27 protein-coding genes and 1 other annotated feature (1 of these 28 running past the window's edge) are annotated in these 25960 nt (G+C 54.1%); of the genes, 16 read left to right on the plus strand and 11 right to left on the minus strand.

The annotated features are described in order from the left end of the window. Window positions 1–66 (minus strand) — a sequence feature (Trp leader region); it reaches 29 nt to the left of the window's first position. Continuing rightward, the gene (gene trpL / locus IM290_RS13800) at window positions 43–87 is read right to left on the minus strand and encodes a trp operon leader peptide (RefSeq protein WP_071524153.1); all 45 of its coding nucleotides are present in this window, start codon (window positions 85–87) and stop codon (window positions 43–45) included. Its footprint overlaps the feature before it by 24 nt. A gap of 127 nt (window positions 88–214) precedes the next feature. Between trpL and rnm the strand changes: the two genes are divergently transcribed. The 3 genes from rnm to rluB all read left to right on the plus strand — a co-directional run bounded on the left by rnm (window position 215) and on the right by rluB (window position 2698). Next, window positions 215–1108: an RNase AM gene (gene rnm / locus IM290_RS13805; protein WP_193042500.1), complete on the plus strand. Its 894-nt coding sequence runs from the start codon at window positions 215–217 to the stop codon at window positions 1106–1108. Continuing rightward, window positions 1105–1725 carry an L-threonylcarbamoyladenylate synthase gene (locus IM290_RS13810; protein ID WP_003856793.1) on the plus strand — a complete coding sequence of 207 codons (621 nt, stop codon included), beginning with the start codon at window positions 1105–1107 and terminating at the stop codon, window positions 1723–1725. The genes rnm and IM290_RS13810 overlap by 4 nt, the downstream gene beginning before the upstream one ends. 97 nt (window positions 1726–1822) lie before the next feature. After that, a complete protein-coding gene (rluB, locus tag IM290_RS13815; RefSeq protein WP_003856794.1) occupies window positions 1823–2698 on the plus strand; it encodes a 23S rRNA pseudouridine(2605) synthase RluB in 876 nt (291 codons plus the stop codon). 34 nt (window positions 2699–2732) lie between these two features. Here rluB and cobO read toward each other — a convergent pair whose 3' ends face one another. Both cobO and IM290_RS13825 read right to left on the minus strand, forming a co-directional pair. After that, window positions 2733–3323, minus strand: coding sequence for a cob(I)yrinic acid a,c-diamide adenosyltransferase (gene cobO / locus IM290_RS13820; RefSeq protein ID WP_032619581.1), 591 nt, complete (start codon window positions 3321–3323; stop codon window positions 2733–2735). Next, window positions 3320–4081, minus strand: a complete 762-nt coding sequence (locus IM290_RS13825; RefSeq protein WP_017384219.1) for a YciK family oxidoreductase — start codon at window positions 4079–4081, stop codon at window positions 3320–3322. The genes cobO and IM290_RS13825 overlap by 4 nt, the downstream gene beginning before the upstream one ends. Before the next feature lie 252 nt (window positions 4082–4333). Between IM290_RS13825 and sohB the strand changes: the two genes are divergently transcribed. Further along, window positions 4334–5380 (plus strand): protease SohB, encoded by a 1047-nt coding sequence (sohB, locus tag IM290_RS13830; RefSeq protein ID WP_023296716.1) that lies wholly within the window; start codon window positions 4334–4336, stop codon window positions 5378–5380. Between the two features lie 35 nt (window positions 5381–5415). Here the strand turns inward: sohB and IM290_RS13835 are convergent, their stop codons facing one another. Beyond that, window positions 5416–5667, minus strand: a complete 252-nt coding sequence (locus IM290_RS13835; RefSeq protein WP_003856804.1) for a YciN family protein — start codon at window positions 5665–5667, stop codon at window positions 5416–5418. Window positions 5668–6065: 398 nt separating this feature from the next. Here IM290_RS13835 and topA point away from each other — a divergent pair, with 398 nt between their 5' ends. The 6 genes from topA to acnA all read left to right on the plus strand — a co-directional run bounded on the left by topA (window position 6066) and on the right by acnA (window position 13551). Then, on the plus strand, window positions 6066–8663 hold the full coding sequence (topA, locus tag IM290_RS13840; protein ID WP_017384217.1) for a type I DNA topoisomerase: 2598 nt from the start codon (window positions 6066–6068) through the stop codon (window positions 8661–8663). Window positions 8664–8849: 186 nt separating this feature from the next. Next, entirely contained in the window at window positions 8850–9824 is a 975-nt protein-coding gene (gene cysB, locus IM290_RS13845; RefSeq protein WP_006810844.1) for an HTH-type transcriptional regulator CysB, read from the plus strand. Window positions 9825–10160: 336 nt separating this feature from the next. After that, the gene (locus tag IM290_RS13850; protein WP_213083754.1) at window positions 10161–10301 is read left to right on the plus strand and encodes a YmiA family putative membrane protein; all 141 of its coding nucleotides are present in this window, start codon (window positions 10161–10163) and stop codon (window positions 10299–10301) included. A gap of 8 nt (window positions 10302–10309) precedes the next feature. Beyond that, complete coding sequence (locus IM290_RS13855; RefSeq protein ID WP_162183706.1) at window positions 10310–10474, plus strand: hypothetical protein; 165 nt, start codon at window positions 10310–10312, stop codon at window positions 10472–10474. 137 nt (window positions 10475–10611) lie between these two features. Further along, window positions 10612–10710 (plus strand): small membrane protein YmiC, encoded by a 99-nt coding sequence (gene ymiC, locus IM290_RS21645; RefSeq protein WP_032103392.1) that lies wholly within the window; start codon window positions 10612–10614, stop codon window positions 10708–10710. Between the two features lie 165 nt (window positions 10711–10875). Further along, window positions 10876–13551, plus strand: a complete 2676-nt coding sequence (gene acnA / locus IM290_RS13860) for an aconitate hydratase AcnA (protein WP_193042499.1) — start codon at window positions 10876–10878, stop codon at window positions 13549–13551. 37 nt (window positions 13552–13588) lie between these two features. On the opposite strand, the gene ribA is transcribed toward acnA, so the two are convergent. Next, window positions 13589–14179, minus strand: a complete 591-nt coding sequence (gene ribA / locus IM290_RS13865) for a GTP cyclohydrolase II (protein ID WP_003856813.1) — start codon at window positions 14177–14179, stop codon at window positions 13589–13591. A gap of 197 nt (window positions 14180–14376) precedes the next feature. Between ribA and pgpB the strand changes: the two genes are divergently transcribed. From pgpB to yciH, 5 genes are all read left to right on the plus strand, one after another. Further along, window positions 14377–15144: a phosphatidylglycerophosphatase B gene (gene pgpB, locus IM290_RS13870; protein ID WP_003856815.1), complete on the plus strand. Its 768-nt coding sequence runs from the start codon at window positions 14377–14379 to the stop codon at window positions 15142–15144. 148 nt (window positions 15145–15292) lie between these two features. Next, window positions 15293–15601 (plus strand): LapA family protein, encoded by a 309-nt coding sequence (locus IM290_RS13875; RefSeq protein WP_003856817.1) that lies wholly within the window; start codon window positions 15293–15295, stop codon window positions 15599–15601. A gap of 6 nt (window positions 15602–15607) precedes the next feature. Next, window positions 15608–16777: a lipopolysaccharide assembly protein LapB gene (gene lapB, locus IM290_RS13880; RefSeq protein WP_003856819.1), complete on the plus strand. Its 1170-nt coding sequence runs from the start codon at window positions 15608–15610 to the stop codon at window positions 16775–16777. A 184-nt stretch (window positions 16778–16961) separates the two neighbouring features. Further along, complete coding sequence (pyrF, locus tag IM290_RS13885) at window positions 16962–17699, plus strand: orotidine-5'-phosphate decarboxylase (RefSeq protein WP_193042498.1); 738 nt, start codon at window positions 16962–16964, stop codon at window positions 17697–17699. Next, entirely contained in the window at window positions 17699–18025 is a 327-nt protein-coding gene (yciH, locus tag IM290_RS13890) for a stress response translation initiation inhibitor YciH (protein WP_193042497.1), read from the plus strand. Before pyrF ends, yciH begins: the two co-directional genes overlap by 1 nt. Before the next feature lie 103 nt (window positions 18026–18128). On the opposite strand, the gene osmB is transcribed toward yciH, so the two are convergent. The 3 genes from osmB to IM290_RS13905 all read right to left on the minus strand — a co-directional run bounded on the left by osmB (window position 18129) and on the right by IM290_RS13905 (window position 19582). Further along, on the minus strand, window positions 18129–18347 hold the full coding sequence (osmB, locus tag IM290_RS13895) for an osmotically-inducible lipoprotein OsmB (protein WP_017384212.1): 219 nt from the start codon (window positions 18345–18347) through the stop codon (window positions 18129–18131). 262 nt (window positions 18348–18609) lie between these two features. Further along, the gene (locus IM290_RS13900; protein WP_017384211.1) at window positions 18610–19362 is read right to left on the minus strand and encodes a DNA-binding transcriptional regulator YciT; all 753 of its coding nucleotides are present in this window, start codon (window positions 19360–19362) and stop codon (window positions 18610–18612) included. Window positions 19363–19399: 37 nt separating this feature from the next. Next, window positions 19400–19582, minus strand: coding sequence for a hypothetical protein (locus IM290_RS13905; protein ID WP_003856825.1), 183 nt, complete (start codon window positions 19580–19582; stop codon window positions 19400–19402). A 191-nt stretch (window positions 19583–19773) separates the two neighbouring features. Between IM290_RS13905 and IM290_RS13910 the strand changes: the two genes are divergently transcribed. Then, complete coding sequence (locus IM290_RS13910; RefSeq protein ID WP_017384209.1) at window positions 19774–20643, plus strand: crotonase/enoyl-CoA hydratase family protein; 870 nt, start codon at window positions 19774–19776, stop codon at window positions 20641–20643. On the opposite strand, the gene pdeR is transcribed toward IM290_RS13910, so the two are convergent. From pdeR to IM290_RS13925, 3 genes are all read right to left on the minus strand, one after another. Further along, a complete protein-coding gene (gene pdeR, locus IM290_RS13915; protein WP_032672072.1) occupies window positions 20640–22631 on the minus strand; it encodes a cyclic di-GMP phosphodiesterase in 1992 nt (663 codons plus the stop codon). The genes IM290_RS13910 and pdeR overlap by 4 nt on opposite strands. A 204-nt stretch (window positions 22632–22835) precedes the next feature. Next, window positions 22836–24770, minus strand: a complete 1935-nt coding sequence (locus tag IM290_RS13920; protein ID WP_047725973.1) for an exoribonuclease II — start codon at window positions 24768–24770, stop codon at window positions 22836–22838. Between the two features lie 88 nt (window positions 24771–24858). Further along, window positions 24859–25845 carry a CMD domain-containing protein gene (locus tag IM290_RS13925; RefSeq protein WP_193042496.1) on the minus strand — a complete coding sequence of 329 codons (987 nt, stop codon included), beginning with the start codon at window positions 25843–25845 and terminating at the stop codon, window positions 24859–24861. Window positions 25846–25960 lie beyond the last annotated feature (115 nt).

A 25960-nucleotide genomic window follows, 5' to 3' on the forward strand; every position in this document is an offset into this window, starting at 1 on the left:
GTATCTGTTTGCATTTCGCAGACGCGTGACACTGCCCGAAGATCAGGAAGTACGCCACCAACCGTGCAGAGCGAAATGTGCTGTCATTTTCAGATACCTTTCTCGTGTGAACTTGCGTACTAGTTAACTAGTTCGATGGCGTGTTGTCAACCCCTGATTTCAGTATTTCACGGTTAGTCGGTATCATAGGGGCTTCGGATGTCTCCAACCTGTTATGGGAAGTGCTTTGAGCGATACCACCTACGCCGTAATTTATGATTTACACAGCCATACGCAGGCTTCAGATGGCCTGCTGACACCCGAAGCCCTGGTCCATCGCGCCGTTGAAATGCGTGTCGGCACGCTGGCAATAACCGATCACGATACCACTGACGGCATTCCCGCCGCGCGCGCCGAGATTGCCCGCAGCGGACTGGCGCTGGATCTGGTGGCCGGGGTTGAGATCTCGACGGTCTGGGAAAACCACGAAATTCATATCGTTGGCCTTAACATCGATACAGAACATCTGGCCATGCGTGCTTTTTTGCAAGAACAAAAAACACGCCGCAATCAACGCGCGGAGATGATTGGCGAACGTCTGGAAAAAGCGCATATTCCCGGTGCGCTGGAAGGCGCGCGAACGCTGGCGAACGGTGGGGCGGTGACGCGCGGCCATTTCGCCCGTTTTCTTGTGGATGCCGGTAAGGCGACGACCATGGCGAATGTCTTTAAAAAGTATCTGGCGCGCGGGAAAACCGGATACGTTCCCCCACAGTGGTGTACAATAAAACAAGCTATTGATGTGATTCATCATTCTGGCGGTAAGGCCGTGCTGGCCCATCCGGGGCGGTATAATCTTTCTGCTAAATGGCTGAAAAGACTGCTGGCACACTTTGCCGAATGCGGCGGTGAGGCGATGGAAGTTGCCCAGTGTCAGCAGGCACCCAATGAGCGTTCGCAGCTCGCGACCTACGCCCGTCAGTTTGGTCTGCTTGGGTCACAGGGTTCAGATTTCCATCAGCCCTGCGCGTGGATTGAACTGGGGCGCAAGCTCTGGTTACCCGCGGGCGTTGAGCCTGTCTGGCAGCTCTGGGAACAGCCACAGCAAATTGAAGAGAGGGAAGTATGAGTCAGTTTTTCTATATCCATCCGGATAACCCCCAGCCACGTCTAATTAATCAGGCCGTGGAGATCGTCCGCAAAGGCGGCGTTATTGTCTACCCAACCGATTCTGGCTACGCGCTGGGCTGTAAAATTGAGGATAAAGGGGCGATGGAGCGCATCTGTCGCATCCGCCAGCTGCCGGACGGCCACAACTTCACCCTGATGTGTCGCGATCTCTCTGAGCTGTCGACCTATGCTTATGTAGATAACGTGGCCTTTCGTCTGATTAAAAACAACACGCCGGGTAACTACACCTTCATTCTGAAGGGGACAAAAGAGGTGCCGCGTCGTCTGTTGCAGGAAAAACGTAAAACCATCGGCATGCGCGTGCCGTCGAACCCGATTGCCCAGGCGCTACTGGAAACCCTCGGCGAGCCGATGCTCTCCACATCGCTGATGCTGCCGGGCAGTGAGTTTACCGAGTCCGACCCCGAAGAGATCAAAGATCGTCTGGAGAAGGTGGTGGAGCTGATTATTCATGGCGGCTATCTTGGCCAGCAGCCGACCACCGTGGTGGATCTCACCGAAGACGCGCCAGAAGTGATTCGTGAAGGCGTGGGCGATGTTAAGCCTTTCTTGTAAGGGTGTAAGCAGATATACTACGCGGCCATCAAAGCAGGGCGCCGCCCTGTTTTTGACCTGATTCGACGCCTGTGAAGGCGACACCTGAGGAAGCTCAATGAGCGAGAAGTTACAGAAAGTGCTGGCGCGCGCCGGCCACGGTTCGCGCCGTGAAATCGAAGCCATTATTGAAGCAGGCCGCGTGAGTGTGGACGGTAAAATCGCCACGCTCGGTGACCGCGTTGAAATCGTACCGGGGCTGAAGATCCGCATTGACGGCCATCTTATTTCCGTGAAAGAGTCTGCTGAACAGATCTGCCGCGTACTGGCTTACTACAAGCCGGAAGGCGAACTGTGTACCCGCAACGACCCGGAAGGTCGCCCGACGGTGTTTGACCGTCTGCCAAAATTGCGTGGCGCCCGCTGGATTGCCGTAGGCCGTCTGGACGTGAACACCTGTGGCCTGTTGCTGTTCACCACCGATGGTGAACTGGCAAATCGTCTGATGCACCCGAGTCGTGAAGTGGAACGTGAATACGCCGTTCGTGTTTTCGGCCAGGTTGATGAGAACAAACTGCGCGACCTGTCGCGTGGTGTTCAGCTGGAGGACGGCCCTGCGGCGTTCAAAACCATCAAGTTTACCGGTGGTGAAGGCATTAACCAGTGGTACAACGTTACCCTGACAGAGGGACGTAACCGCGAGGTGCGTCGACTGTGGGAAGCGGTCGGTGTCCAGGTGAGTCGCTTGATTCGCGTCCGCTATGGCGACATTCTGCTGCCGAAAGGCCTGCCACGTGGCGGCTATACCGAACTGGATCTGACGCAAACCAACTACCTGCGCGATCTGGTTGGCCTGACGCCAGAAACCACGTCGAAAGTGGCGGTAGAGAAAGATCGTCGTCGCATGAAGGCGAATCAAATCCGCCGTGCGGTGAAACGTCATAGCCAGGTCAGCAGCAATCGCCGCTCTGGCAGCCGTAATAACAACGGTTAATTGAAAAGCCCGGTGAATATACCGGGCTTTTTTTTCAGTAATCAATCCCAATTTGCGCTTTGATACCCGCATCGAACGCATGCTTAACCGGACGCAGCTCGCTGACGGTATCGGCCAACTCCAGAATGTCCCGATGACACCCGCGCCCCGTGACGATCGCCGTCTGGTGTGCAGGGCGGTTCCTGAGGGCCTCCAGCACGGCTTGCAGCGGCAGGTAGTCATACGCCACCATATAGGTGATCTCATCCAGCAACACCATGTTCAGCGACGGGTCTGAAAGCATTCTTTTGGCATGCTCCCAGACGGCGAGGCAGGCTGCGGTATCGGTTTCCCGGTTCTGGGTATCCCAGGTAAAACCGGTTGCCATTACCTGAAACTCAACGCCATGCGGCTCGAGCAGATTACGCTCGCCGTTGGGCCATTCACCCTTGATAAACTGGATCACGCCCACTTTCTGCCCATGCCCGACTGCGCGGGTGGCGGTCCCAAATGCGGCGGTGGTTTTGCCTTTGCCGTTGCCGGTGAACACGATTAGGATACCGCGCTCGTCCTGAGCGGCCGCCACGCGTGCATCAACCTGTTCTTTCAGACGCTGCTGGCGCTGCTGATGACGATCATCACTCATTGCGATATCCCCGGTTTGCGGCCTGGCTGGGCATCGAAGGTCATTCCGGTTTTGCGACGGCTGTCGTCACCCATCAGCCACAGGTAAAGGGGCATGATATCGGCCGGGGTTTTAAGCTTCTGCGGATCTTCTGTCGGGAAGGCGCTGGCGCGCATTTTGGTGCGCGTACCGCCTGGATTAATACAGTTAACCCGCAGGTGGCGGCTTTGGTACTCTTCGGCCAGCACCTGCATCATTCCTTCGGTGGCAAATTTTGAGACGGCGTAAGCCCCCCAGTTCGCACGCCCCTGACGCCCCACGCTGGAGGAGGTAAATACCAGCGAGCCGGAATCGGAGTTGAGTAATAAAGGAAGCAAGGCCTGGGTCAGGAAAAACGTCCCGTTGACGTTAACCTGCATCACCTGTTGCCAAATTTCCGGATCCTGTTCATCCATCGGGCGCACTTCGCCCAGTAACCCCGCGTTGTGCAGTACGCCGTCCAGACGCGGATAATGTGTGCTGATCCGCTGGGCAAGGGCCTGACATGACGCTGGCGTGCAGGTCAGCAGATCGAGCGTATACCAGGGCGTGGGGGTACCGCCGGCGTTTTCGATTTCACGGGCGACGGCCTTGAGCTTTTCTTCATTACGTCCCAGCAGAATAAGGCTCGCACCGTATTCAGAATAGGTCAGCGCCGCTTCGCGACCAATCCCGTCGCTGGCACCGGTAACCAGAATGATGCGGTTCTGTAGAAGGTTTTTTTGTGGCTGATAATGCACGGTGGCTCCTCAGGCGCATTGGGCGTGACTTGCACCTTTATTTATGACTTTTCGGCTTTATGCCCGAAACAGCGTCAGAATTCAATCAGTCTACAGGACAGAACGCTGGGAAATTAACAATTTGCAAAGATTTAAACCAGAAACGGGGGATTCCTGAAGCCGCCTCGCAGAGGTAATGTCCAGAGCGAGACGCCTGCGCAGGGCTGTTGTACACTGGCGTGAAAGATTCGTGGTTAAATCAAGGTGGAACGCGTGGAATTACTTTCTCAGTATGGGTTGTTTTTGGCCAAAATCGCGACGGTGGTTATTGCTGTCGCGGTGATTGCCGTCCTGATTGTCAACCTGACGCAGCGTAAGCGTCAGCGTGGTGAGTTACGCATTACCCGCCTGAGCGAGCAGTATAAAGAGATGCAGGAGGAGATGTCTCTGGCGCTGCTTGACGATCATCAACAGAAGCTGTGGCTAAAAGCCCAGAAGAAAAAACATAAGCAGGACGCCAAAGCCGCGAAGGCGAAAGCTAAGCTCGCCACGCCACAGGCTGACGCAAAACCGCGCGTCTATGTGCTCGATTTTAAAGGTAGCATGGATGCGCATGAAGTCTCCTCTCTGCGTGAAGAAGTGACGGCGGTGCTGGCCGTGGCGACAGCCCAGGATCAGGTGGTGGTACGCCTTGAAAGCCCGGGCGGCGTAGTGCATGGGTATGGACTGGCGGCTTCGCAGTTACAACGTCTGCGGGACAAACAGATCCCACTCACCGTTGCGGTAGATAAGGTCGCGGCGAGTGGCGGCTATATGATGGCGTGCGTGGCGGATAAAATCGTCGCGGCACCGTTCTCCATTATCGGCTCGATTGGGGTGGTCGCGCAGATCCCTAACTTCAATCGTTTCCTGAAAAATAAAGAGATCGACATCGAACTGCATACGGCGGGTCAGTACAAACGTACGCTGACGCTGCTCGGCGAAAATACCGAAGAGGGACGGCAGAAATTCCGGGAAGATCTGAACGAAACCCACCATCTGTTCAAAGATTTCGTGCACCGCATGCGCCCAACGCTGGACATTGAGCAGGTGGCTACGGGCGAGCACTGGTACGGCACGCAGGCGCAGGAGAAAGGGCTGGTGGATGAAGTGGGTACCAGCGACGACCTCCTGCTCAACCTGATGGAAGGCCGTGAGCTGGTGGGGGTGCGCTTCACCCGACGTAAGCGCCTGCTCGACCGTTTTACCAATAGCGCGGCAGAAAGCGCGGATCGCCTGCTGCTACGCTGGTTGCAGCGCGGACAAAAGCCGCTGCTGTAAAGAAAAACGCGAGGCAGATGCCTCGCGTTTTCGTTTTAATCGACCAGGTGGTACTTCTCTGAGAGGGTATGCGCCAGGTATTTAAACATGTTAAACACGGCGGTGCTTTTCGGGGTGGGTAGCCCTTGTTCATCAAGGAAGTATTCACCGCTGAACACCAGCACGCCATTACGTTGTTCCACGCCAGTCGCTTCAATTCCCGCCAGGGTGTCTTCATGGTCGCGAATGAGTTTGTTTGCTTCGATAAGCAATGAAGCTCGGTCAATGGGTTGGGTCGTATTCTGCATATTCCACTCCTTAAACAGTGACAATAGTCTACGCCTGGGTCGCTTCGGGGGCAAATTTTCCCTGTTATCCGAGGGGATAAGAAACAGGGGCTGGCTGGCGGGATTTGCTTTTGCATGCTAATAAAGTTGCGTAACGAATTTTATCAGGTACAGTGTGCGCTTTCGTCATTCTGGCAACAGAATTGCTTGACATTCGACCGGGAATTCGTCACGAATGAACTTTGATGTGAGAAAAATACCCGAAAACTCAATGACCTGGATGTCGCCATTCTGACGTTCGGTAACACATAGGGGTTGATATCCCCTGACGATGTCGCAATATCAATGGCTCGTCGTCAGCGGAAGGGAAATCAACGTGCGGCGTATTCCTGGAAGAATTAAATTAGGTAAAGGTGAATATGGGTAAAGCTCTCGTCATCGTTGAGTCCCCGGCAAAAGCCAAAACGATCAATAAATATCTGGGCAATGACTACGTGGTTAAGTCCAGCGTTGGTCACATTCGCGATTTGCCGACCAGTGGCTCAGCCAGCAAAAAGAGCGCAGACTCTACCTCCACCAAAGGGGCTAAAAAGCCTAAAAAGGATGAACGTAGCGCGCTTGTCAACCGCATGGGTGTTAACCCATGGCACAACTGGGATGCACATTACGAAGTGCTGCCAGGCAAAGAAAAAGTCGTTAACGAGCTGAAACAGCTTGCTGAAAAAGCAGACCACATTTATCTCGCAACCGACCTTGACCGCGAAGGGGAGGCCATTGCATGGCACCTGCGGGAAGTGATCGGGGGTGATGACAAACGCTACAGCCGTGTAGTGTTCAACGAAATTACAAAGAATGCGATTCGTCAGGCGTTTGAAAAGCCGGGTGAACTGAATATCGACCGTGTTAACGCTCAGCAGGCGCGTCGCTTTATGGACCGCGTTGTAGGCTACATGGTCTCGCCGTTGCTGTGGAAAAAGGTCGCTCGCGGCCTGTCTGCGGGGCGTGTGCAGTCTGTGGCTGTTCGTCTTGTTGTTGAGCGTGAACGCGAGATCAAAGCGTTCGTCCCGGAAGAGTTCTGGGAAGTGGATGCGAATGTCACCACGCCGGGCGGCGATGCGCTGCCGTTGCAGGTGAGCCATCACAACGACAAACCGTTCCGTCCTGAAAATCGCGATCAGACCATGGCCGCCGTGGCGCTGCTGGAAAAAGCGCGTTATCAGGTTCTGGATCGTGAAGATAAACCAACCAGCAGCAAGCCTGGCGCACCGTTTATCACGTCAACTCTCCAGCAGGCGGCAAGTACCCGTCTGGGTTACGGCGTGAAGAAAACCATGATGATGGCCCAGCGCTTGTATGAAGCGGGTTACATCACCTACATGCGTACTGACTCCACCAACCTGAGCCAGGACGCTGTCAACATGGTGCGTGGCTATATCGAGGACAACTTCGGTAAGAAATACCTGCCGGACGGGCCTAATCAGTACGCCAGCAAAGAGAATTCTCAGGAAGCGCACGAAGCGATTCGTCCTTCTGACGTTTCCGTTCTGGCTGAATCGCTGAAAGATATGGAAGCGGACGCCCAGAAGCTGTATCAGCTGATCTGGCGCCAGTTCGTAGCCTGCCAGATGACGCCAGCGAAATACGACTCCACCACGCTGACCGTCGGCGCGGGTGATTTCCGCCTGAAAGCGCGCGGCCGTATTCTGCGCTTCGACGGCTGGACAAAAGTGATGCCTGCGCTGCGTAAAGGTGATGAAGACAGAACGCTGCCTTCAGTCAACAAAGGTGACGAGCTGTCGCTGGTTGATCTGGTCCCGGCTCAGCACTTCACCAAGCCACCTGCGCGCTTTAGCGAAGCATCGCTGGTGAAAGAGCTGGAAAAACGCGGCATCGGTCGCCCGTCCACCTATGCGTCAATCATTTCGACCATTCAGGATCGTGGATACGTTCGCGTTGAGAACCGTCGCTTCTATGCTGAAAAAATGGGTGAGATTGTCACCGACCGTCTGGAAGCAAACTTCCGCGAGTTGATGAACTATGACTTCACCGCGCAGATGGAAGACAGCCTCGATGAGGTTGCCAGCCATAAGGCAGAGTGGAAGAAAGTTCTCGACAGCTTCTTCAGCGATTTTACCAATCAGCTTGAGAAAGCCGAGAAAGATCCTGAAGAGGGCGGCATGCTGCCTAACCAGATGGTACTGACCAGCATCGACTGCCCAACCTGTGGCCGTAAAATGGGGATCCGTACCGCGACCACGGGCGTATTCCTCGGTTGCTCTGGTTATGCGCTGTCGCCGAAAGAGCGTTGCAAAACCACCATCAACCTCGTGCCGGAGAACGAAGTTCTCAACGTGCTGGAAGGTGACGATGCGGAGACCAACGCACTGCGCGCCAAACGCCGCTGTAAGAAATGCGGCACGGCGATGGACAGCTACCTGATCGATCCAAAACGCAAACTGCACGTTTGCGGTAATAACCCGACCTGCGATGGTTATGAGATCGAAGAAGGTGAGTTCCGTATCAAGGGCTATGACGGTCCAATCGTTGAGTGTGAGAAATGTGGTTCCGAAATGCACCTGAAAATGGGACGCTTCGGTAAGTACATGGCATGCACCAACGACGACTGTAAAAACACGCGTAAGATCCTGCGTAACGGTGAAGTTGCGCCGCCGAAGGAAGATCCGGTTCCGCTTCCTGAGCTGCCGTGCGAGAAGTCAGACGCGTATTTCGTGCTGCGTGACGGCGCTGCCGGGGTATTCCTGGCGGCCAACACCTTCCCGAAATCGCGCGAAACCCGTGCGCCGCTGGTAGAAGAGCTGTACCGCTTCCGCGACCGTCTGCCGGAGAAACTGCGTTACCTGGCCGATGCGCCACAGCAGGATCCGGAAGGCAACAAAACCGTGGTGCGCTTCAGCCGTAAAACGAAGCAGCAGTACGTGGCGGCAGAGAAAGAGGGCAAAGCGACCGGATGGTCAGCCTTCTTTGTCGACGGGAAATGGGTTGAAGGCAAGAAATAATCTTCCCTTACCGTAACTTACCTGTAAAAGGGCCGGACTTCCGGCCCTTTTTTATTACGTAGTTATTATTTTTTGTTCCGTACTATACAGCCTGGCTATAAATGATATAGTGGTTATAGTTAACCCGTTTCTTATTATCAAATCGTCTTAAGCGATTGACGCATGCGCTAAATCGGATGGTCTGGCATGAAATTACAGCAGCTTCGCTATATCGTTGAGGTCGTCAATCATAACCTCAATGTCTCTTCCACCGCAGAAGGTCTTTATACCTCTCAGCCCGGCATCAGTAAGCAGGTGCGTATGCTGGAGGATGAGTTAGGTATACAGATATTTGCCCGCAGCGGTAAGCACCTGACTCAGGTCACCCCGGCAGGACAGGAAATCATACGCATCGCACGGGAAGTGCTCTCCAAAGTCGACGCCATTAAATCCGTCGCCGGGGAACATACCTGGCCGGATAAAGGCTCTCTGTATATTGCCACCACGCATACACAGGCGCGTTATGCGCTTCCCGGGGTGATCAAAGGCTTCATAGAACGCTATCCCCGCGTTTCCCTGCATATGCATCAGGGCTCACCGACGCAAATCGCAGAGGCCGTGTCTAAAGGCAATGCAGACTTCGCTATCGCGACGGAAGCGCTCCATCTGTACGATGATCTGGTCATGCTCCCGTGCTACCACTGGAACCGCTCTATTGTCGTGACCCCGGATCACCCGCTGGCGGGGAAGGGCGAAGTGACAATCGAAGAACTGGCGCAATACCCGCTGGTGACCTATACGTTCGGCTTTACGGGCCGGTCTGAACTGGACACCGCGTTTAACCGCGCCGGATTAACGCCACGGATTGTCTTTACGGCGACGGATGCGGATGTCATAAAAACGTATGTGCGTCTGGGCCTGGGCGTTGGGGTTATTGCCAGCATGGCGGTGGATCCTGTCTCAGACCCGGATCTGGTGCGTCTGGATGCGCATGATATTTTCAGTCACAGCACCACCAAGATAGGTTTTCGTCGCAGCACGTTCCTGCGCAGCTATATGTATGATTTTATTCAACGCTTTGCGCCACATTTAACGCGCGATGTGGTGGATACAGCTGTGGCGTTACGCTCCAATGAAGACATCGAAGAGATGTTTAAAGACATTAAACTTCCCGCCAAATAATCACTCCCGGTATCTTTCTCCTGCGGAAAGATACCGTCATTCCGCTTTAAACCTGAATTAGAATTATCATCATCTACGCCCACTGTCATATATCGTCATAACCCATTTGATGACTATGGTTTTACTGTCGCAAATTTGCGACAAAAGTAGAAACTAATTTACAGCTGTGCAAATTATTCTTTTCAATTATTTATTTCTGGTCAAAAGATTGAATTTTCCCGGGCTCGGATACGTAAATTCACTGGCTTTTCGGCTAAAGTTTCTTTAGGATTTATCTCATCAGATGATTACTTGTGCCAATTGTTTGGTCTCTAAATGATAAGCGATATCGATTGTATGAGGTTAGCAATGCCGTCAGGAAGTGAAGAACCGCAAAGGGATCCCGCGCTTAAGCGTAAAGCCTGGCTGGCGGTCTTTCTTGGCTCTGCCCTGTTCTGGGTGGTGGTTGCTCTTCTTGTCTGGAATTACTGGGGGTGATTATGGTCATGACGGTGCGTACAGAAGCGAGAAAAGAGATGTGTCAGCTTCGTGACAATGCTCACAAAGCCCGTAAGGCGCCAGCAACCAGCGTGCCAGCTTCCTGGAAACTGACGCCGCAGCAGCAGGCCTTTATTGATGTGTTCGCGGAAGACGAACCCAAAAAACAATAATTTTGATTTTTGCGTAATGATGCAAATAGTCTGAATATAGACTGTGCACTTTTGTACTCCTTAATAAATACACATCAGCAATATAGAACGAGGGCAGACCTCGCAACCTTAAATAATTAAAGTCTGGTGTCCCTATGATGAATAACATGACAACCGTAAAATACTGGTCATGGCTCGGCGTATTCTCAGCGTCGATCCTCTTCTGGTGTCAGCTCCTCTGGCTGGCCTTGCACTAAATCGTAAAACCTCGCCACGGCGGGGTTTTTTGTTTTATCCCTCGCGTTGGACCATTCCTAAATTTATCAATTTGGGTTGTTATCAAAACGTTACGACATCTTTGTGTTATCTTTAATTACAGCCCTGATGATTGTCAGGACATCCCTGTTTTTAAGGAGGAGCTTATGTCGTTAACCCTACGCGAAGCCAGTAAGGACACATTACAGGCGGAAAATAAAACCTGGCGCTACTACAGCTTACCGCTGGCTGCCAGAACGCTTGGGGACATTTCGCGGTTACCCAAGTCGTTGAAAGTCTTACTGGAAAACCTCTTGCGCTGGCAGGATGGCGGCTCGGTTACCGAGGAGGATATCCAGGCTCTGGCAGGGTGGCTGAAAAATGCTCATGCAGACAGAGAAATTGCCTATCGCCCGGCCAGGGTACTGATGCAGGATTTCACCGGCGTGCCAGCGGTGGTGGATTTGGCAGCTATGCGTGAAGCCGTTAAGCGTCTCGGGGGCGATACGGCTAAGGTTAACCCCTTGTCCCCGGTAGACCTCGTCATTGACCACTCCGTCACCGTCGATCACTTTGGTGACGACGATGCTTTCGGCGAAAACGTCCGCCTGGAGATGGAACGTAACCATGAACGCTACGTATTTCTGAAATGGGGTCAGCAGGCGTTCAGCCGCTTCAGCGTTGTTCCACCGGGCACCGGCATTTGTCACCAGGTCAACCTGGAATATCTCGGCAAAGCCGTCTGGAGTGAATTGCAGGATAAAGAGTGGGTGGCTTACCCTGATACGCTGGTGGGCACCGATTCACACACCACCATGATTAACGGCCTTGGCGTTCTGGGCTGGGGCGTCGGTGGTATTGAAGCGGAAGCGGCCATGCTCGGCCAGCCGGTATCAATGCTCATTCCCGATGTGGTGGGCTTTAAGCTGACCGGTAAATTGTCCGAAGGCATTACCGCCACGGATCTGGTTCTGACGGTCACCCAGATGCTGCGTAAGCATGGCGTGGTGGGTAAATTCGTTGAATTTTATGGCGATGGTCTGGATTCACTGCCGCTGGCGGACCGGGCCACCATCGCCAACATGGCGCCGGAATATGGCGCGACCTGCGGCTTTTTCCCGATTGATAGCGTTACGCTGGAGTATATGCGCCTCAGTGGTCGCAGCGAGGAGCAGGTGGCTCTCGTTGAGGCCTACACCAAAGCGCAGGGCATGTGGCGTAACCCGGGTGACGAGCCGGTATTTACCAGTACGCTGGAGCTGGATATGGGCACGGTTGAGGCAAGCCTCGCAGGGCCAAAACGTCCGCAGGACCGCGTCGCCCTGAGCAACGTTCCGAAAGCCTTTGCCGCCAGCAATGAGCTGGAAGTTAACGCCGCACAAAAAGATCACCGTCCGGTGGACTATGTTCTGAACGGGCATCAGTATCAGCTCCCTGACGGCGCCGTGGTGATCGCCGCTATCACTTCCTGTACCAACACGTCCAACCCGAGCGTGTTAATGGCTGCCGGGCTGCTGGCAAAAAAAGCGGTAGAGCTGGGGCTCAAGCCACAGCCTTGGGTTAAAGCCTCCCTGGCGCCTGGTTCGAAAGTGGTATCCGATTACCTGGCACAGGCCAGACTCACGCCTTACCTCGACGAGCTGGGCTTTAACCTGGTGGGCTACGGCTGTACGACCTGCATCGGTAACTCTGGTCCACTGCCTGAACCTATTGAAATGGCGATCAAGCAGGGGGATTTGACCGTTGGCGCGGTACTTTCCGGTAACCGAAACTTTGAAGGGCGTATTCATCCGCTAGTGAAAACCAACTGGCTGGCCTCGCCGCCGCTGGTTGTAGCCTATGCGCTGGCCGGAAACATGAACATTAACCTGGCGACCGATCCGATTGGTCACGACCGCAAAAATGAACCGGTCTATCTGAAAGACATCTGGCCATCATCGCGCGAAATTGCGCGCGCGGTAGAGAAAGTTTCCACCGAGATGTTCCGCAAAGAGTATGCGGAAGTGTTCGAAGGCACAGCGGAGTGGAAAGCGATCGACGTGGTGGGTTCCGATACCTATGACTGGCAGGATGATTCCACCTATATTCGCCTGTCGCCATTCTTCGACGAAATGCTGGCGGAGCCTGCACCGCTGAAAGATATTCACGGCGCGCGCATTCTGGCGATGCTGGGCGATTCCGTCACCACCGACCATATCTCCCCTGCGGGTAGCATCAAGGCGGACAGTCCGGCAGGTCGGTATCTGCAAAGTCGTGGCGTGGAACGTCGCGATTTCAACTCCTACGGTTCGCGCCGCGGTAACCACGAAGTGATGATGCGCGGGACCTTTGCCAACATCCGCATTCGCAATGAAATGGTCCCAGGCGTGGAAGGGGGTATGACGCGCCACCTGCCGGATAGAGAGGTCATTTCAATTTATGACGCAGCCATGAAGTATCAGCAGCAGGGTACGCCGCTGGCCGTTATTGCCGGTAAAGAGTACGGCTCCGGTTCCAGTCGCGACTGGGCGGCAAAAGGTCCGCGTCTGCTCGGGGTTCGCGTGGTGATTGCCGAATCCTTTGAACGTATCCACCGCTCAAACCTGATCGGGATGGGGATCCTGCCGCTGGAGTTTCCGCAGGGCGTAACGCGTAAAACGCTGGGTTTGACCGGGGAAGAGCAGATTGATATCAGCGGTCTGCAAAATCTGCAACCGGGTAAAACCGTTCCGGTGAAGTTAACGCGCGCAGATGGAACGACAGAAGTGCTGGATTGCCGGTGTCGTATTGATACGGCAACAGAGCTGACCTATTACCAGAACGACGGCATTTTACATTATGTGATTCGTAAGATGCTGGACTGATAAAACTCGCCCGGCACATGTGCCGGGCGTTTTGCGTTTACTCGCTCAGCAGATGCCCCATTTTGGCAGCTTTGGTATCGAGGTAGTGCGCGTTTTTCGGGTTGCGGCCGACAATCAGCGGTACGCGTTCCACAATATTGATGCCCGCTTCAGTGAGGATTTCCACTTTTTTCGGGTTATTGGTCAACAGACGCACTTCGTCCACGCCCAGCAGCTTGAACATATCCGCGCACAGGGTGAAATCTCGCTCGTCAGCAGCAAAGCCGAGCTGATGGTTCGCTTCGACGGTATCGTAACCCTGATCCTGCAACGCGTAGGCGCGGATTTTATTCAGCAGGCCGATATTGCGTCCTTCCTGACGGTGATACAGCAGAACGCCACGTCCTTCCTCTGCGATATGAGAAAGGGCGGCTTCAAGCTGAAAACCGCAGTCGCAGCGCAGGCTGAACAGCGCGTCACCGGTCAGACACTCTGAATGAACGCGGGACAGCACCGGCGTTTGCCCCGAAATGTCGCCGAACACCAGGGCGACGTGATCTTGCCCGGTTGCCAGTTCTTCAAAACCCACCATCAGGAAATCGCCCCATGGGGTTGGCAGTTTGGCTTCTGCCACACGTTTAAGCTGCATGTGATTCTCCAGACCAGGCTGACACGTTTCGTGCCTTTGCCCCATTATGCTTTCTGTATCGGACTATTTTGCCACAAGCCCGGCAACTTCACCTAATCACCACCACGCTTTACAAACGTTAAACGCACAATCCGACATATCCACCAGAATGATGAAATTCAGTTATGATTGTGGTGCTTAGTGAAAAAGGAGAGGACATGCTTTCAATTGCCAGACGAACGGCCGCAGGAGCCGCCGTATTGCTCGTTATACCCCTGGTCGTTTGGTTCTCCGGCTGGATGTGGCAGCCCGGACAAAACGAGACGTGGCTGAAAGCCTTATACTGGATAACCGAGACGGTCACCCAGCCGTGGGGGATTATTACGCACGTGCTGCTCTGTGGCTGGTTCCTGTGGTGCCTGCGCTTTCGCCTTCGCGCGGCGCTGGTACTGTTCGCTATTCTCGGCGGCGCCATACTAATCGGGCAAGGGGTGAAGTCGTGGGTCAAGGATCGCGTGCAGGAACCCCGTCCTTTCGTCGTCTGGCTGGAAAAAACGCATCATGTTCCGGTGGATGAGTTCTACAATTTAAAGCGTAAAGATCGCGGTGCGTTGGTAAAGGAGCAGCTTGCAGAACAGCAGGATATCCCGACCTTTTTACGCAAACACTGGCAAAAAGAGACCGGCTTTGCGTTTCCTTCCGGGCATACGATGTTTGCTGCCAGCTGGGCGCTACTTGGCGTGGGACTGCTGTGGCCGCGTCGGCGTACCCTCACGATTGCGATTTTGCTGGTCTGGGCGACAGGCGTAATGGGCAGCCGGATGCTGCTGGGGATGCACTGGCCGCGTGACTTGGTGGTGGCAACGCTGATCTCGTGGGTACTGGTGACGCTGGCGACCTGGCTTGCACAACGTTTTTGTGGACCATTGACGCCGCCGCCGGAAGAGAAGGAAGAAATAGCCGAAAGGGAGTCTGGCGGAACCTGAAGGTTGATATTCCGCATTTTGACCATAAATCCATGTAGGGCGCGTTACTTTTTCCATTTCGCGCCCGCCACTAAAATGGTAGCTTATAAGGCTGATTGCAGTGAGTTGAACACGCTTTATACGCTCGAACCACATAACGGGAAGTCATGTGAAATATTTACTCATTTTCTTACTGGTGTTGGCGATTTTTGTCATTTCAGTCACATTGGGCGCGCAAAACGATCAACAGGTAAGTTTTAACTATCTGCTGGCGCAGGGCGAGTACCGGGTGTCGAGCCTGCTGGCGGTGTTATTCGCGGCGGGTTTTGTCATCGGCTGGCTTGTATGCGGCCTGTTCTGGCTTAAGGTTCGTGTTTCTCTTGTTCGCGCTGAACGTAAAATTAAACGACTTGAACATCAACTTACGCCTGCGTCTGACATTCCGGCGAGCTCTGGTGTGCCGGTAGTCAAGGAATAATCGAATATGCTGGAGTTGTTGTTTCTGCTTTTGCCTGTCGCCGCAGCCTATGGCTGGTATATGGGCCGCAGAAGCGCGCAACAAACAAAACAGGATGAAGCAAACCGACTCTCCCGTGACTACGTAGCGGGGGTGAACTTCCTGCTGAGCAATCAGCAGGATAAAGCGGTGGATCTGTTCCTCGACATGCTTAAAGAGGATACCGGCACCGTAGAGGCGCATCTCACCCTGGGAAACCTGTTCCGCTCGCGCGGAGAGGTTGACCGTGCCATTCGTATCCACCAGACCCTGATGGAAAGCGCTTCGTTGACCTATGAGCAACGGTTGCTGGCCGTGCAGCAGCTTGGGCGGGATTACATGGCCGCGGGGCTTTACGATCGCGCCGAGGATATGTTCTCTCAGCTGGTGGATGAGACGGACTTCCGTATCGGTGCGCTTCAGCAGCTTTTGCAAATCTATCAGGCCACCAGCGACTGGCAAAAAGCGATTGATACTGCTGAACGGCTGGTCAAACTCGGTAAAGACAAACAGCGCGTCGAAATTGCCCACTTCTATTGCGAGCTGGCTCTCCAGCAGATGGGTAGCGATGACATGGATAAAGCCATGGCATTGTTAAAGAAAGGCGCCGCGGCCGATCGCAACAGCGCGCGCATCTCGATCATGATGGGGCGGGTCTTTATGGCTAACGGTGATTACGCCAAAGCCGTGGAGAGCCTGCTTCGCGTTATCGATCAGGACAAAGAGCTGGTCAGCGAAACGCTGGAAATGCTGCAAACCTGCTATCAGCAGTTAGGTAAGCAGGACGAGTGGGTTGCGTTTCTGCGTCGCTGCGTTGAAGAAAACACCGGTGCCACAGCCGAACTGATGCTGTCCGACGTCGTTGAAGAGCACGAAGGGAGTGATACCGCCCAGGTATACATTACCCGTCAGTTGCAGCGTCATCCTACCATGCGGGTATTCCATAAGCTGATGGATTACCACCTTAATGACGCAGAAGAAGGGCGCGCTAAAGAGAGCCTGATGGTGCTGCGAGACATGGTGGGTGAACAGGTGCGGAGCAAACCGCGCTATCGCTGCCAGAAATGCGGCTTCACCGCCTATTCGCTTTACTGGCATTGCCCTTCCTGCCGGGCGTGGTCCACCATTAAGCCAATCCGAGGTCTGGACGGGCAGTGATTTTTTAAAACACCGCATTTTAGTTACAACATACTAATTGTTGTGGTAATTTCGTCAGCACCGTGCGGTCTGAGGTTCGGCAGGAAAAGCATTCGATTCTGTTCATTTACCCCGAGGGCAGGTAGAATGCACGCCGTTTATCTGTTCCGCGCCGCTGCGCGCCCATAGACGAAAAGGGCTGGTCATGACGTCTGTTACATCCTCCACTTCCCGCGTAGTTACCGATTCTCCCGTAGTTGTTGCTCTGGATTACAATAACCGTGACGCCGCACTGGCCTTTGTTGATGGCATTGATCCCCGCGATTGCCGTCTGAAAGTAGGCAAAGAGATGTTTACGCTGTTCGGCCCGTCAATCGTCCGCGATCTGCACCAGCGTGGCTTCGACGTTTTCCTCGACCTGAAATTCCACGATATTCCGAATACCACTGCGCACGCCGTAGCTGCGGCGGCTGAACTGGGCGTGTGGATGGTTAACGTTCATGCATCCGGCGGGGCACGCATGATGACGGCTGCGCGCGAAGCGCTGGTGCCGTTTGGCAATGACGCTCCGCTTCTGATCGCCGTCACCGTGCTGACCAGTATGGATGAATCCGACCTGCACGACCTGGGTGTGACGTTGTCACCTGCCGAACACGCGGAGCGTCTGGCGCGCCTCACGCAACAGTGTGGTCTCGATGGCGTGGTCTGTTCGGCTCAGGAGGCGGTTCGCTTCAAAGCTGAGCTAGGCCGCGACTTTAAACTGGTAACGCCGGGCATACGTCCGGCAGGCACCGAATCTGGGGATCAGCGACGCATCATGACGCCAGAGCAGGCGCTGAGCGCGGGTGTAGACTATATGGTGATTGGTCGCCCGGTGACGCAATCCGCTCATCCGGCAGAGACCCTGAAAGCGATTAATGCATCACTGAAAAAGGGGGCATAATGCGTGACGCCAACAGTCGTCTGGTCTATTCAACGGATACCGGGCGCATTGAAGAGCCAAAAGAGAAAGCTGAACGTCCGAAAGGCGATGGTATCGTGCGAATTCAGCGGCAGACCAGCGGCAGGAAAGGTAAAGGGGTTTGCCTTGTCACTGGCATTGATATGGATGATGCAGACCTGGTAAAGCTCGCCGCTGAACTTAAAAAGAAGTGCGGATGCGGTGGGGCAGTAAAAGACGGCATTATTGAGATTCAGGGTGATAAACGGGATTTAATTAAAACGCTGCTGGAAGCCAATGGAATGAAAGTTAAACTGGCGGGCGGCTAAAATAAATGAGCCACGGACATTGCCGTGGCTCTTTTTTTACGTGCGTAAGTCAGACCTGAAAATACAAAATATATTATTATACCGGTGAGAGCCGTTATGGTGATTATTTGCCCACCTGGTGACCGATAACACCACCTACGGCAGCACCACCTAATGTACCCAGCGTACTACCATCCGTTAATACTGCACCACCAAGCGCACCAGCACCGGCACCAATCGCGGTGTTACGGTCACGTTTAGACCAGTTAGAGCAAGCGCTCAGGGACATTGCTACAGTGATTGCCAGAACAGCGGCGGCTAATTTTTTGCTGGTAAAGGTCATAATACTTTCTCCTGAATTATCGATTCACGGAAAGGAATGCACTTTAAGTATAGACAATATCCATACTTAAATTCTGTTCCCGTGAAAGCTGGTCGCGCAGGTGTTTCATCATCACGCAGGTGATAGTCACTTCCTGTTATATCGCTAATATTAATTTTACGTGTTTAGAACGGTTTCAACAGGTAAAAACTCTTAAAGGCAGGGTCAGAATACTCTCAGAGAAAGGTTTAAGTGCGCCCATTATTCGGGCGCAGCAGGATAATCAGGCCGTTTTTTTCACAATATCGACAGTCAGGCCGTCTTGTTCTAATTGCTGGCGATATTCATCGCGCAAACGCTCATCCGTAATCACACGGCTGAAGCGCGAAGCCGGACCCATCGTATAAGGGTGTACGGCGCCAAACTTAGAGCTGTCGGTCAGCACTATCGCTTCACACTCTTTGGCGAGCACTGCGTTAACCACGTCTGAACGCATCATGTCGCGACCGGTAAAGCCGGTGTCGGGCTGCCAGCCGTCAATACCAATGAATGCTTTACTGAAGTGAACCTGCTGAACATATTGACGCGTTAATGGCCCCACCATGCTTTCGCTTTTCTTCTGGTAAATGCCGCCCAGCAGTATCACCTCGCACTGAGTTTCCTTCAACAGATGGGCGATATAGCTGCTTACGGTGATGATGGTAACGTCTTTTTGATCGGCGAGCGTGCGCGCCAGAAGGGCATTACTGCTGCCATTTTCAATAAAGACGGTCTCACCGTTATTCACTAAGGATGCAGCAAACTCCGCCAGCTCCCGCTTGAGCGCATAATTGTTCATCATGCGGGTTTCGACGTCGTCGCTGTCCAGTGGAACGGCATATCCGTGCGCACGCCGCAGGTAGCTCTGTTTTTCCAGCAGATTCAGATCCTGACGAATGGTGACTTCAGAAACGCCGGTGGCTTTAGCGAGATCGACCACGCTTACGCGTCCCTGATCGATCACCATCTGCAAAATGATTTGTTGTCGGGAATTCATAGCATCCATTTAAAAGGCAAGGGCGGAAACGACGTGGCTACACTTCCCACGGGGCTTTAGGTTGAGTGGATTCTGGAGCGTTATCAGCGCCGTTCTCAGCCAGCAGTTCAGACTTGAGGATTTCAAGGTTACGGATAGCAGAGTGATAATCGCCTGCGACAAGAATATCCAGCACAGTATCAATACGCTGTGCCACGGCTGTTGCATCAATGTTAGACATAAGCTCACCCTGAAGCGAAAAGTTAATATTATCAATGATGCAGAAAATTGATTCAAAAGAGAAGGTAAAAAATGCAATAACCAAAGTTCATAAATGAAAGTGATAAATTTGGCCCCCGTATGCTGCGGGTTGTAGGGGTGGATTAGTCTAAAACTGCGCGCAACGCGCTTTTTTATAAGAGGAATTCGACTATGACAGTTATCAACCAGACAACCTGCACATTGTTTACTGATGCTGAACGATTCACTCAACTGGCGGCTTATTATGAGGCCGAACGGCGTACGGTGTGGATGATGTTACGTGCCACGCCACGGCCTTGCTTCAATCATGCGCTGATCGAGGAGATCATGAATCTCTCCTGGCTGGTTCGACAGTCCGGATTTGTCGTTGATTTTTGGGTCACCGGATCGCTGGTCCCCGACATCTACAATACCGGCGGTGATTTACAGTTCTTCGTTGAGTGCATCAAAAACAACCGACGCGAAGCGTTACGCGCCTATGCCCGGGCCTGTGTGGACTGCGTTCATGCCGCCTCGCGAGGGTTTGATACCGGAGCTGTCACGCTGGCTATGGTGGAAGGAAGCGCGTTAGGGGGCGGGTTTGAAGCCGCGCTGGCGCATCATTTCATTCTGGCCCAGCGCGATGCCCGATTAGGCTTTCCGGAAATCGCGTTCAATCTGTTCCCGGGCATGGGCGGCTATTCACTGGTGGCGCGTCGTGCCGGCATGAAAATGGCGGAGGCGCTGATCTACAAAGGTGAGACGCATACGGCGGAATGGTATGAGCAGTATGGTCTTGTGGATCTCTTATTCGAGCCGTTACAGAGCTATGTTTCGGTGCGGACGTTTATCGACACGCTACAGCCGAAGCTCAACGGCGTAAGGGCCATGCTGCGTGCGCGTACGCGCGTGCTGCCACTTCCGCGAAGCGAGCTGATGGACATTACCGAGGATTGGGTTGATGCCGCCTTCTGCCTTGAACCGAAGGATATCGCCTACATGGAGCGGCTGGTTATGCTGCAAAATCGCCATCAGGCGACGGGCTTACGCAAAGCCAGCTAACGGACATTTCTGGCCTGATAGCGCTTTAGCCATCGCTCGAATGCGGCAGCGGGCATGGGCTTAGCAAAAAGATAACCCTGCCGTTCGTTGACGCCATTCTTCGTCAGAAAGGCGTCTTCTTTTGCACTTTCCACCCCTTCAGCAATGACCTGCAAATTTAACGCCTGCGCCACGGCGACTATCGCACGCACCAGCGACTGTGAAATAGACTGCTTATGAATGTCCCGCACGAAAGACTGGTCAAGCTTAATGGCATCGATAGGGAAGCGCGCCAGCTGCGACAGGGAAGAGTACCCCGTACCAAAGTCATCCAGGTGAATTTGCGCTCCCAGGCGGCTAAACTGCTGGATCACTGACAGGGCCAGCTCTTCATTTTCAATGAGACAGCTTTCGGTCAATTCCACGTCAATCGGGCAGTATTCAAAATTCAGGTCTTTCAGCGCCTGCTTCAGGTCGCTGAAGATGGTCTGGTCCGCCAACTGACGGGCGGAGACGTTGACCGCGACGCGAAGGTTGATCCCCTTGTCGCGCCATTTTGCCACCTGGCGCACCACATCAAGCATAACCCAGCGGCCCAGGGGCACAATCAGCCCTGACTCCTCAGCATAGGAGATAAACTCCATCGGCGGGATCAGGCCACGCTCTGGGGACTGCCAGCGCACCAGCGCCTCCAGACTTCTGACTTCGCCGCGCCAGGTTATTTTGGGCTGGTAGTGGATTAACAGCTGATCGTTATCCAGCGCTTTACGCAGGTTGGTATCCAGCCACAGGTATTCAAATACGCGCTGGTTCATCTCTGGCGAGAAGACGCAGAATTTGCCCCGGCCATTTTCTTTGGCGGTGTACATGGCGGTGTCGGCATTACGAATGACGCTTTCGCGATCGTTACCGTGCTGGGGCGCAAGCGCGATGCCCAGCGAGCAGCCGGTGTAAACCTCTATCAGTCCAATGCGGAAAGGCTGACGAAGTCGGGTCAGTATGCGCGATGCCATGGCTTCCAGCGCGCCCTGCGAGGTATCGGTGGCTAGCACGATAAATTCATCCCCACCCAGGCGCGCCAGGGTTTGTCCTTCGTCCAGGCAGCTCAGGATCGCCAGCGCAACGGCCTGTAGCAGCTGGTCGCCAAACATATGCCCATAGGCATCGTTCACTTTTTTAAAGTTATCCAGATCGAGATAAACCACGCCTACCTGGGTGTCACCCCGAGCGGTGATGGCATCAGAGATCAGCTCATGGATGGCGTTTCGGTTAGGCAAACCGGTAATCGTATCCGTATTGGCGAGTACGCGCAGGCGCTCCTGGGCCCGACGCTCTTCGGTTATGTCGGTACCTGAACAGATGAGGAAAATTTCATTTTTCCCGCTGCCGCTGTGAACAAATTTATTTCTGAAGAGAAACAGGCGCTGCCCTTTGCGGGTCTTGATCCAGCGTTCAACTTCGTACGAGCTGCCGTTACGAAAAAAACCGGTGATGTTGCGTTTGGAGGCCGCGGCTTCGCTACGGCTCATAAACAGTTTGAACACGTTTTGCCCGATAACTTCCTGTTCCTTCAGGCCCGTATATTCTTCACTTAAACGGTTGAAGCGCTGAATATTCCCGTTCTGGTCGAGGATCACAATCACGGAGTTAGCCTCGGACACTACCTGTTCGGCGAAGGAGAGCCCCTGCGCCAGGTCCCGCGCCACGGAAGGAGTATCGTTCCAGGCTGATGCCGTTCCTGCCCACTCATTTTTGTTAATTTTACGGCCGACAAGATGAACGGGAACGTCCACACCGTACAAGGGCAGGGTCATGGCAATGCTGGAGGTTATCACGGTGAGCTGGCGGATTAGCGCGGCCTGCTCATCATTCAGCGCCACCACCTGAATGATGTCAGCGCTTTCACTGGCAGCAAGATGAAGAGCATTGCTGTCTGCTGTCAGTCGCCACCAGGGGCTATGCGTACCCATGTAACGAAACAGCAAATTCTGCTCCAGATCGTCCATCACGTTTTCTCCCGCGGCTGCTGAGTAGCGCACAAATTATTCATTTGCAGTCGACAATGACGGCTCTCTTTTACTGTAGATAATTCTGGCGAAATGTGGCGATGGGAAACAGAAAAGTGTGAGAAAAAACGATGATTTTGCGGGAGATAATACAGAAGAGAACTCCCGGCCACCCCTTAACGGAACGGCCGGAAGTTTACGCGGTTATCAGGCGACAGGGCGCGCGATAATACTGCGGGTTTCCATGCGCACTTCAGCGATGGTGACATCAATCACGTCAGTGACCTTGTAAACCGTTTCGCCTTTAATTTGCACGGTCCCGTTTTCCTGGCTACAAACCAGTTCGTCGCGAACGGCATGCAGGAACGGGGCAGGAATAAAGGCAACGGCGCCATTATCCACCAGACGAACGCGCATACCGCCGCGGCTGATGTCAATGATTTCAGCCGGGAAACGGGTGTCAGTCCCTGCCTTATCATTCAGGAAGCGCGCGTATAACCAGTCGCCGACATCACGCTCCGCCATACGGTTGAGACGGCGACGTTCTGCCATCTGCAACGTCGTATCATCCTGTGGGCGGGCAACAGATTCCCCTTTGATGATCGCTTTCAGCAGACGATGGTTAACCATGTCGCCGTACTTACGGATCGGGGAGGTCCAGGTCGCGTAAGCCTCAAGGCCAAGGCCGAAGTGCGGGCCTGGCTCGGTGCTGATTTCCGCAAAGGACTGGAAGCGGCGAATACGGCTGTCAAGGAACCCTGAAGGCTGCGCGTCCAGCTCGCGGCGCAGTTTGCAGAAACCTTGCAGGGTCAGCACTTCCTCAGGATCGACGTGTACGTCATGGGTTTTCAGCAGGGCAGCCAGCGCTTCGGTGTTCGCCGGATCAAACCCGGTGTGCACGTTGTAAATGCCAAAGCCTAATTTGTCGCGCAGCACGCGGGCGGCACAAATGTTGGCGGATATCATCGCTTCTTCAACGATGCGGTTGGCAATACGGCGCGGCTCAGCGACGATATTCAGCACTTCACCTTTTTCACCCAGCACAAAACGGTAGTCCGGACGATCTTTGAAGACCAGCGCGTGAGTTTGACGCCATTCGCTGCGGCTCAGGCAGACGCGGTGCAGCAGACGAATTTGTGCGGCAATGTTGTCGGACTCGGGTTTCCAGCTGCCCGTGTTCTCCAGCCAGTCGGACACGTCGTCATAGGCCAGCTTGGCTTTGGATTCGATGGTGGCGGCGAAGAATTCAATATCTTCTTCAATGGTACCGTCAGCCGCAATGGTCATCCGACAGGCCAGCACCGGACGTACTTTGTGCGCACGCAGCGAGCAAAGATCGTCGGAGAGTTCACGCGGCAACATCGGAATGTTAAAACCCGGCAGGTAGTTGGTGAACGAGCGCACTTTGGCCATCTCGTCCAGCTTGCTGCCTTCGACAATCCATGCGGTAGGGTCGGCAATTGCGACGGTCAGATGCAGTTTGCCATCGGCTGTCTCTTCGGCATACAGCGCATCGTCCATATCCTCGGTGCTGGCGCTGTCGATGGTGACAAAGTCCAGTGCCGTCAGATCGCGACGTTCCAGACCTTCGTCCTGCATTTCAGTCGCCACGCCCTCAGGCGCTTCTTTTTCGAGGTTGTGGCGCGCCAGCGTCACCCACCATGGGACGAAATGGTCGTCGCCGAAGGTAATGTATTGGGTAAGCTCGGCGTAGAAACCGCGATCGCCTTTTAAAGGATGACGGCGCATCTCAGCAACCGCCCAGTCACCCTCAACAAAATCATGCTCAACGCCACGCGCGGCGCGGCACGGAATAGCATCTTTCAGGAGAGGATGGTCCGGCACGACAGAAAGACGATCGTCTTTTTTATGCACTTTCCCGACAAAGCGGGTCAGGAAAGGTTCGATCAGTGCTTCCGGCTCGGCAGACTCTCGTTCCTTTTCGGTATGAATAACGGCCGAAATGCGGTCGCCATGCATCACTTTCTTCATCTGAGGAGGCGGAATGAAGTAGCTCTTCTGCCCGTCAACTTCAAGAAAGCCAAAGCCCTTTTCCGTGGCTTTTACGACCCCTTCTGCACGCGGCGTCTGGGAATGCAGTTGCTGTTTAAGCTGCGCTAGCAGCGGGTTGTCCTGAAACATAATGTTCTATTTTCGTAGCCATTGAGCGGCTGACAGTTTTACGCGAATCTCACTGCTACAGCAAGCGCTCTTTAGGTAAAGAGTATGGTTATTCCTCTTTGCCGAGCGCCACGCGCAGACGGTCCAGCCAGCCATAAAATGCATCTCGGGTAAGCAGGTTGATGGCCTTCTCTGGCGAGAGTCCTGACCCGGTCAGGGGCGTTAACTGGGCGGCGCTAAAGCGATCCGGAGAGGCGACGAGCAGCGCACGAGCGGCTGAAAGCATCGAAGACGCAGGGCCTTCACTTCGCGGATGGTTAAGCAGAATTTCGCCCGTCAGATCAAGCAGCATCGGCTCATGACACAGCACAGGAGTAAGCGCTTCAAGCGCCGGTTCCGCCTGCCAGCGTGAGAGCGCCTCAAGCTGAAGCGCACTGGCATATTTTAGCTCAACCGCGGGTAGCGTGGCGGTCCATCTGCTGAAACTGACCGGCAGCGTATGGGGCTGAATGTGGTGCCCGGGCAGCCAGCGTACCGGATGGCCAAGCAATGCCTGAAATACCGCGACCACTCGCGCCTGAAAACCGACAAAGCCGATGATCTGGTTGATAAGCACAATGTCATACGTTGTGAGTCCAACCTCATCAAGCTGGTTTTGGGCTTTATCATCGATGACATCGGGTGAGCTGGCTAACTGGCGGGCATACTGGGTAATTTCTGCAAGGCGTCGATTGCTTTCCCGGGAGGAGTCCGGCCCCGGAAGAGGGGCGAGCAGAGCAGCGTAGTGGTTACAGAGCCGCTGAACGCCACACGCCTGGGCAACCGTTAATGCCGTACTCAGCCTGTCGTAGGCGCTGAGCGTATGCAGACGGTTCACGGGAGTATCAAGCGGGAACAAAAGATGACACAGGGTTCGGGCAGGCGTAAGCCAACCAGCGCAGCTTGCGAGAATGTCTTCAGGCAGGGCTAAATCGAGCAAAAAACGGTCGTCGACGTTAGCGGCTTCGGGCACCAGCGGCAGAACGTCCGTCTGCGAATGATTCGACTGGGTTTCATGATACCAGTGGCCTTTGCCGGAAAAACGGCGTTGTTCCATGGGCGTTCCTTGATCTCAAAATGGCGATCAATATCCTGGCGTAAGGCGGATGAGGGGAAAAATATTGTTAGGTGATAACAAATAGCAGAACGGAATAACGAGGGGCGGGTGGGGG

The organism is Enterobacter cloacae complex sp. S1 (assembly GCF_014930525.1).
Lineage (GTDB): Bacteria > Pseudomonadota > Gammaproteobacteria > Enterobacterales > Enterobacteriaceae > Enterobacter > Enterobacter hormaechei_C.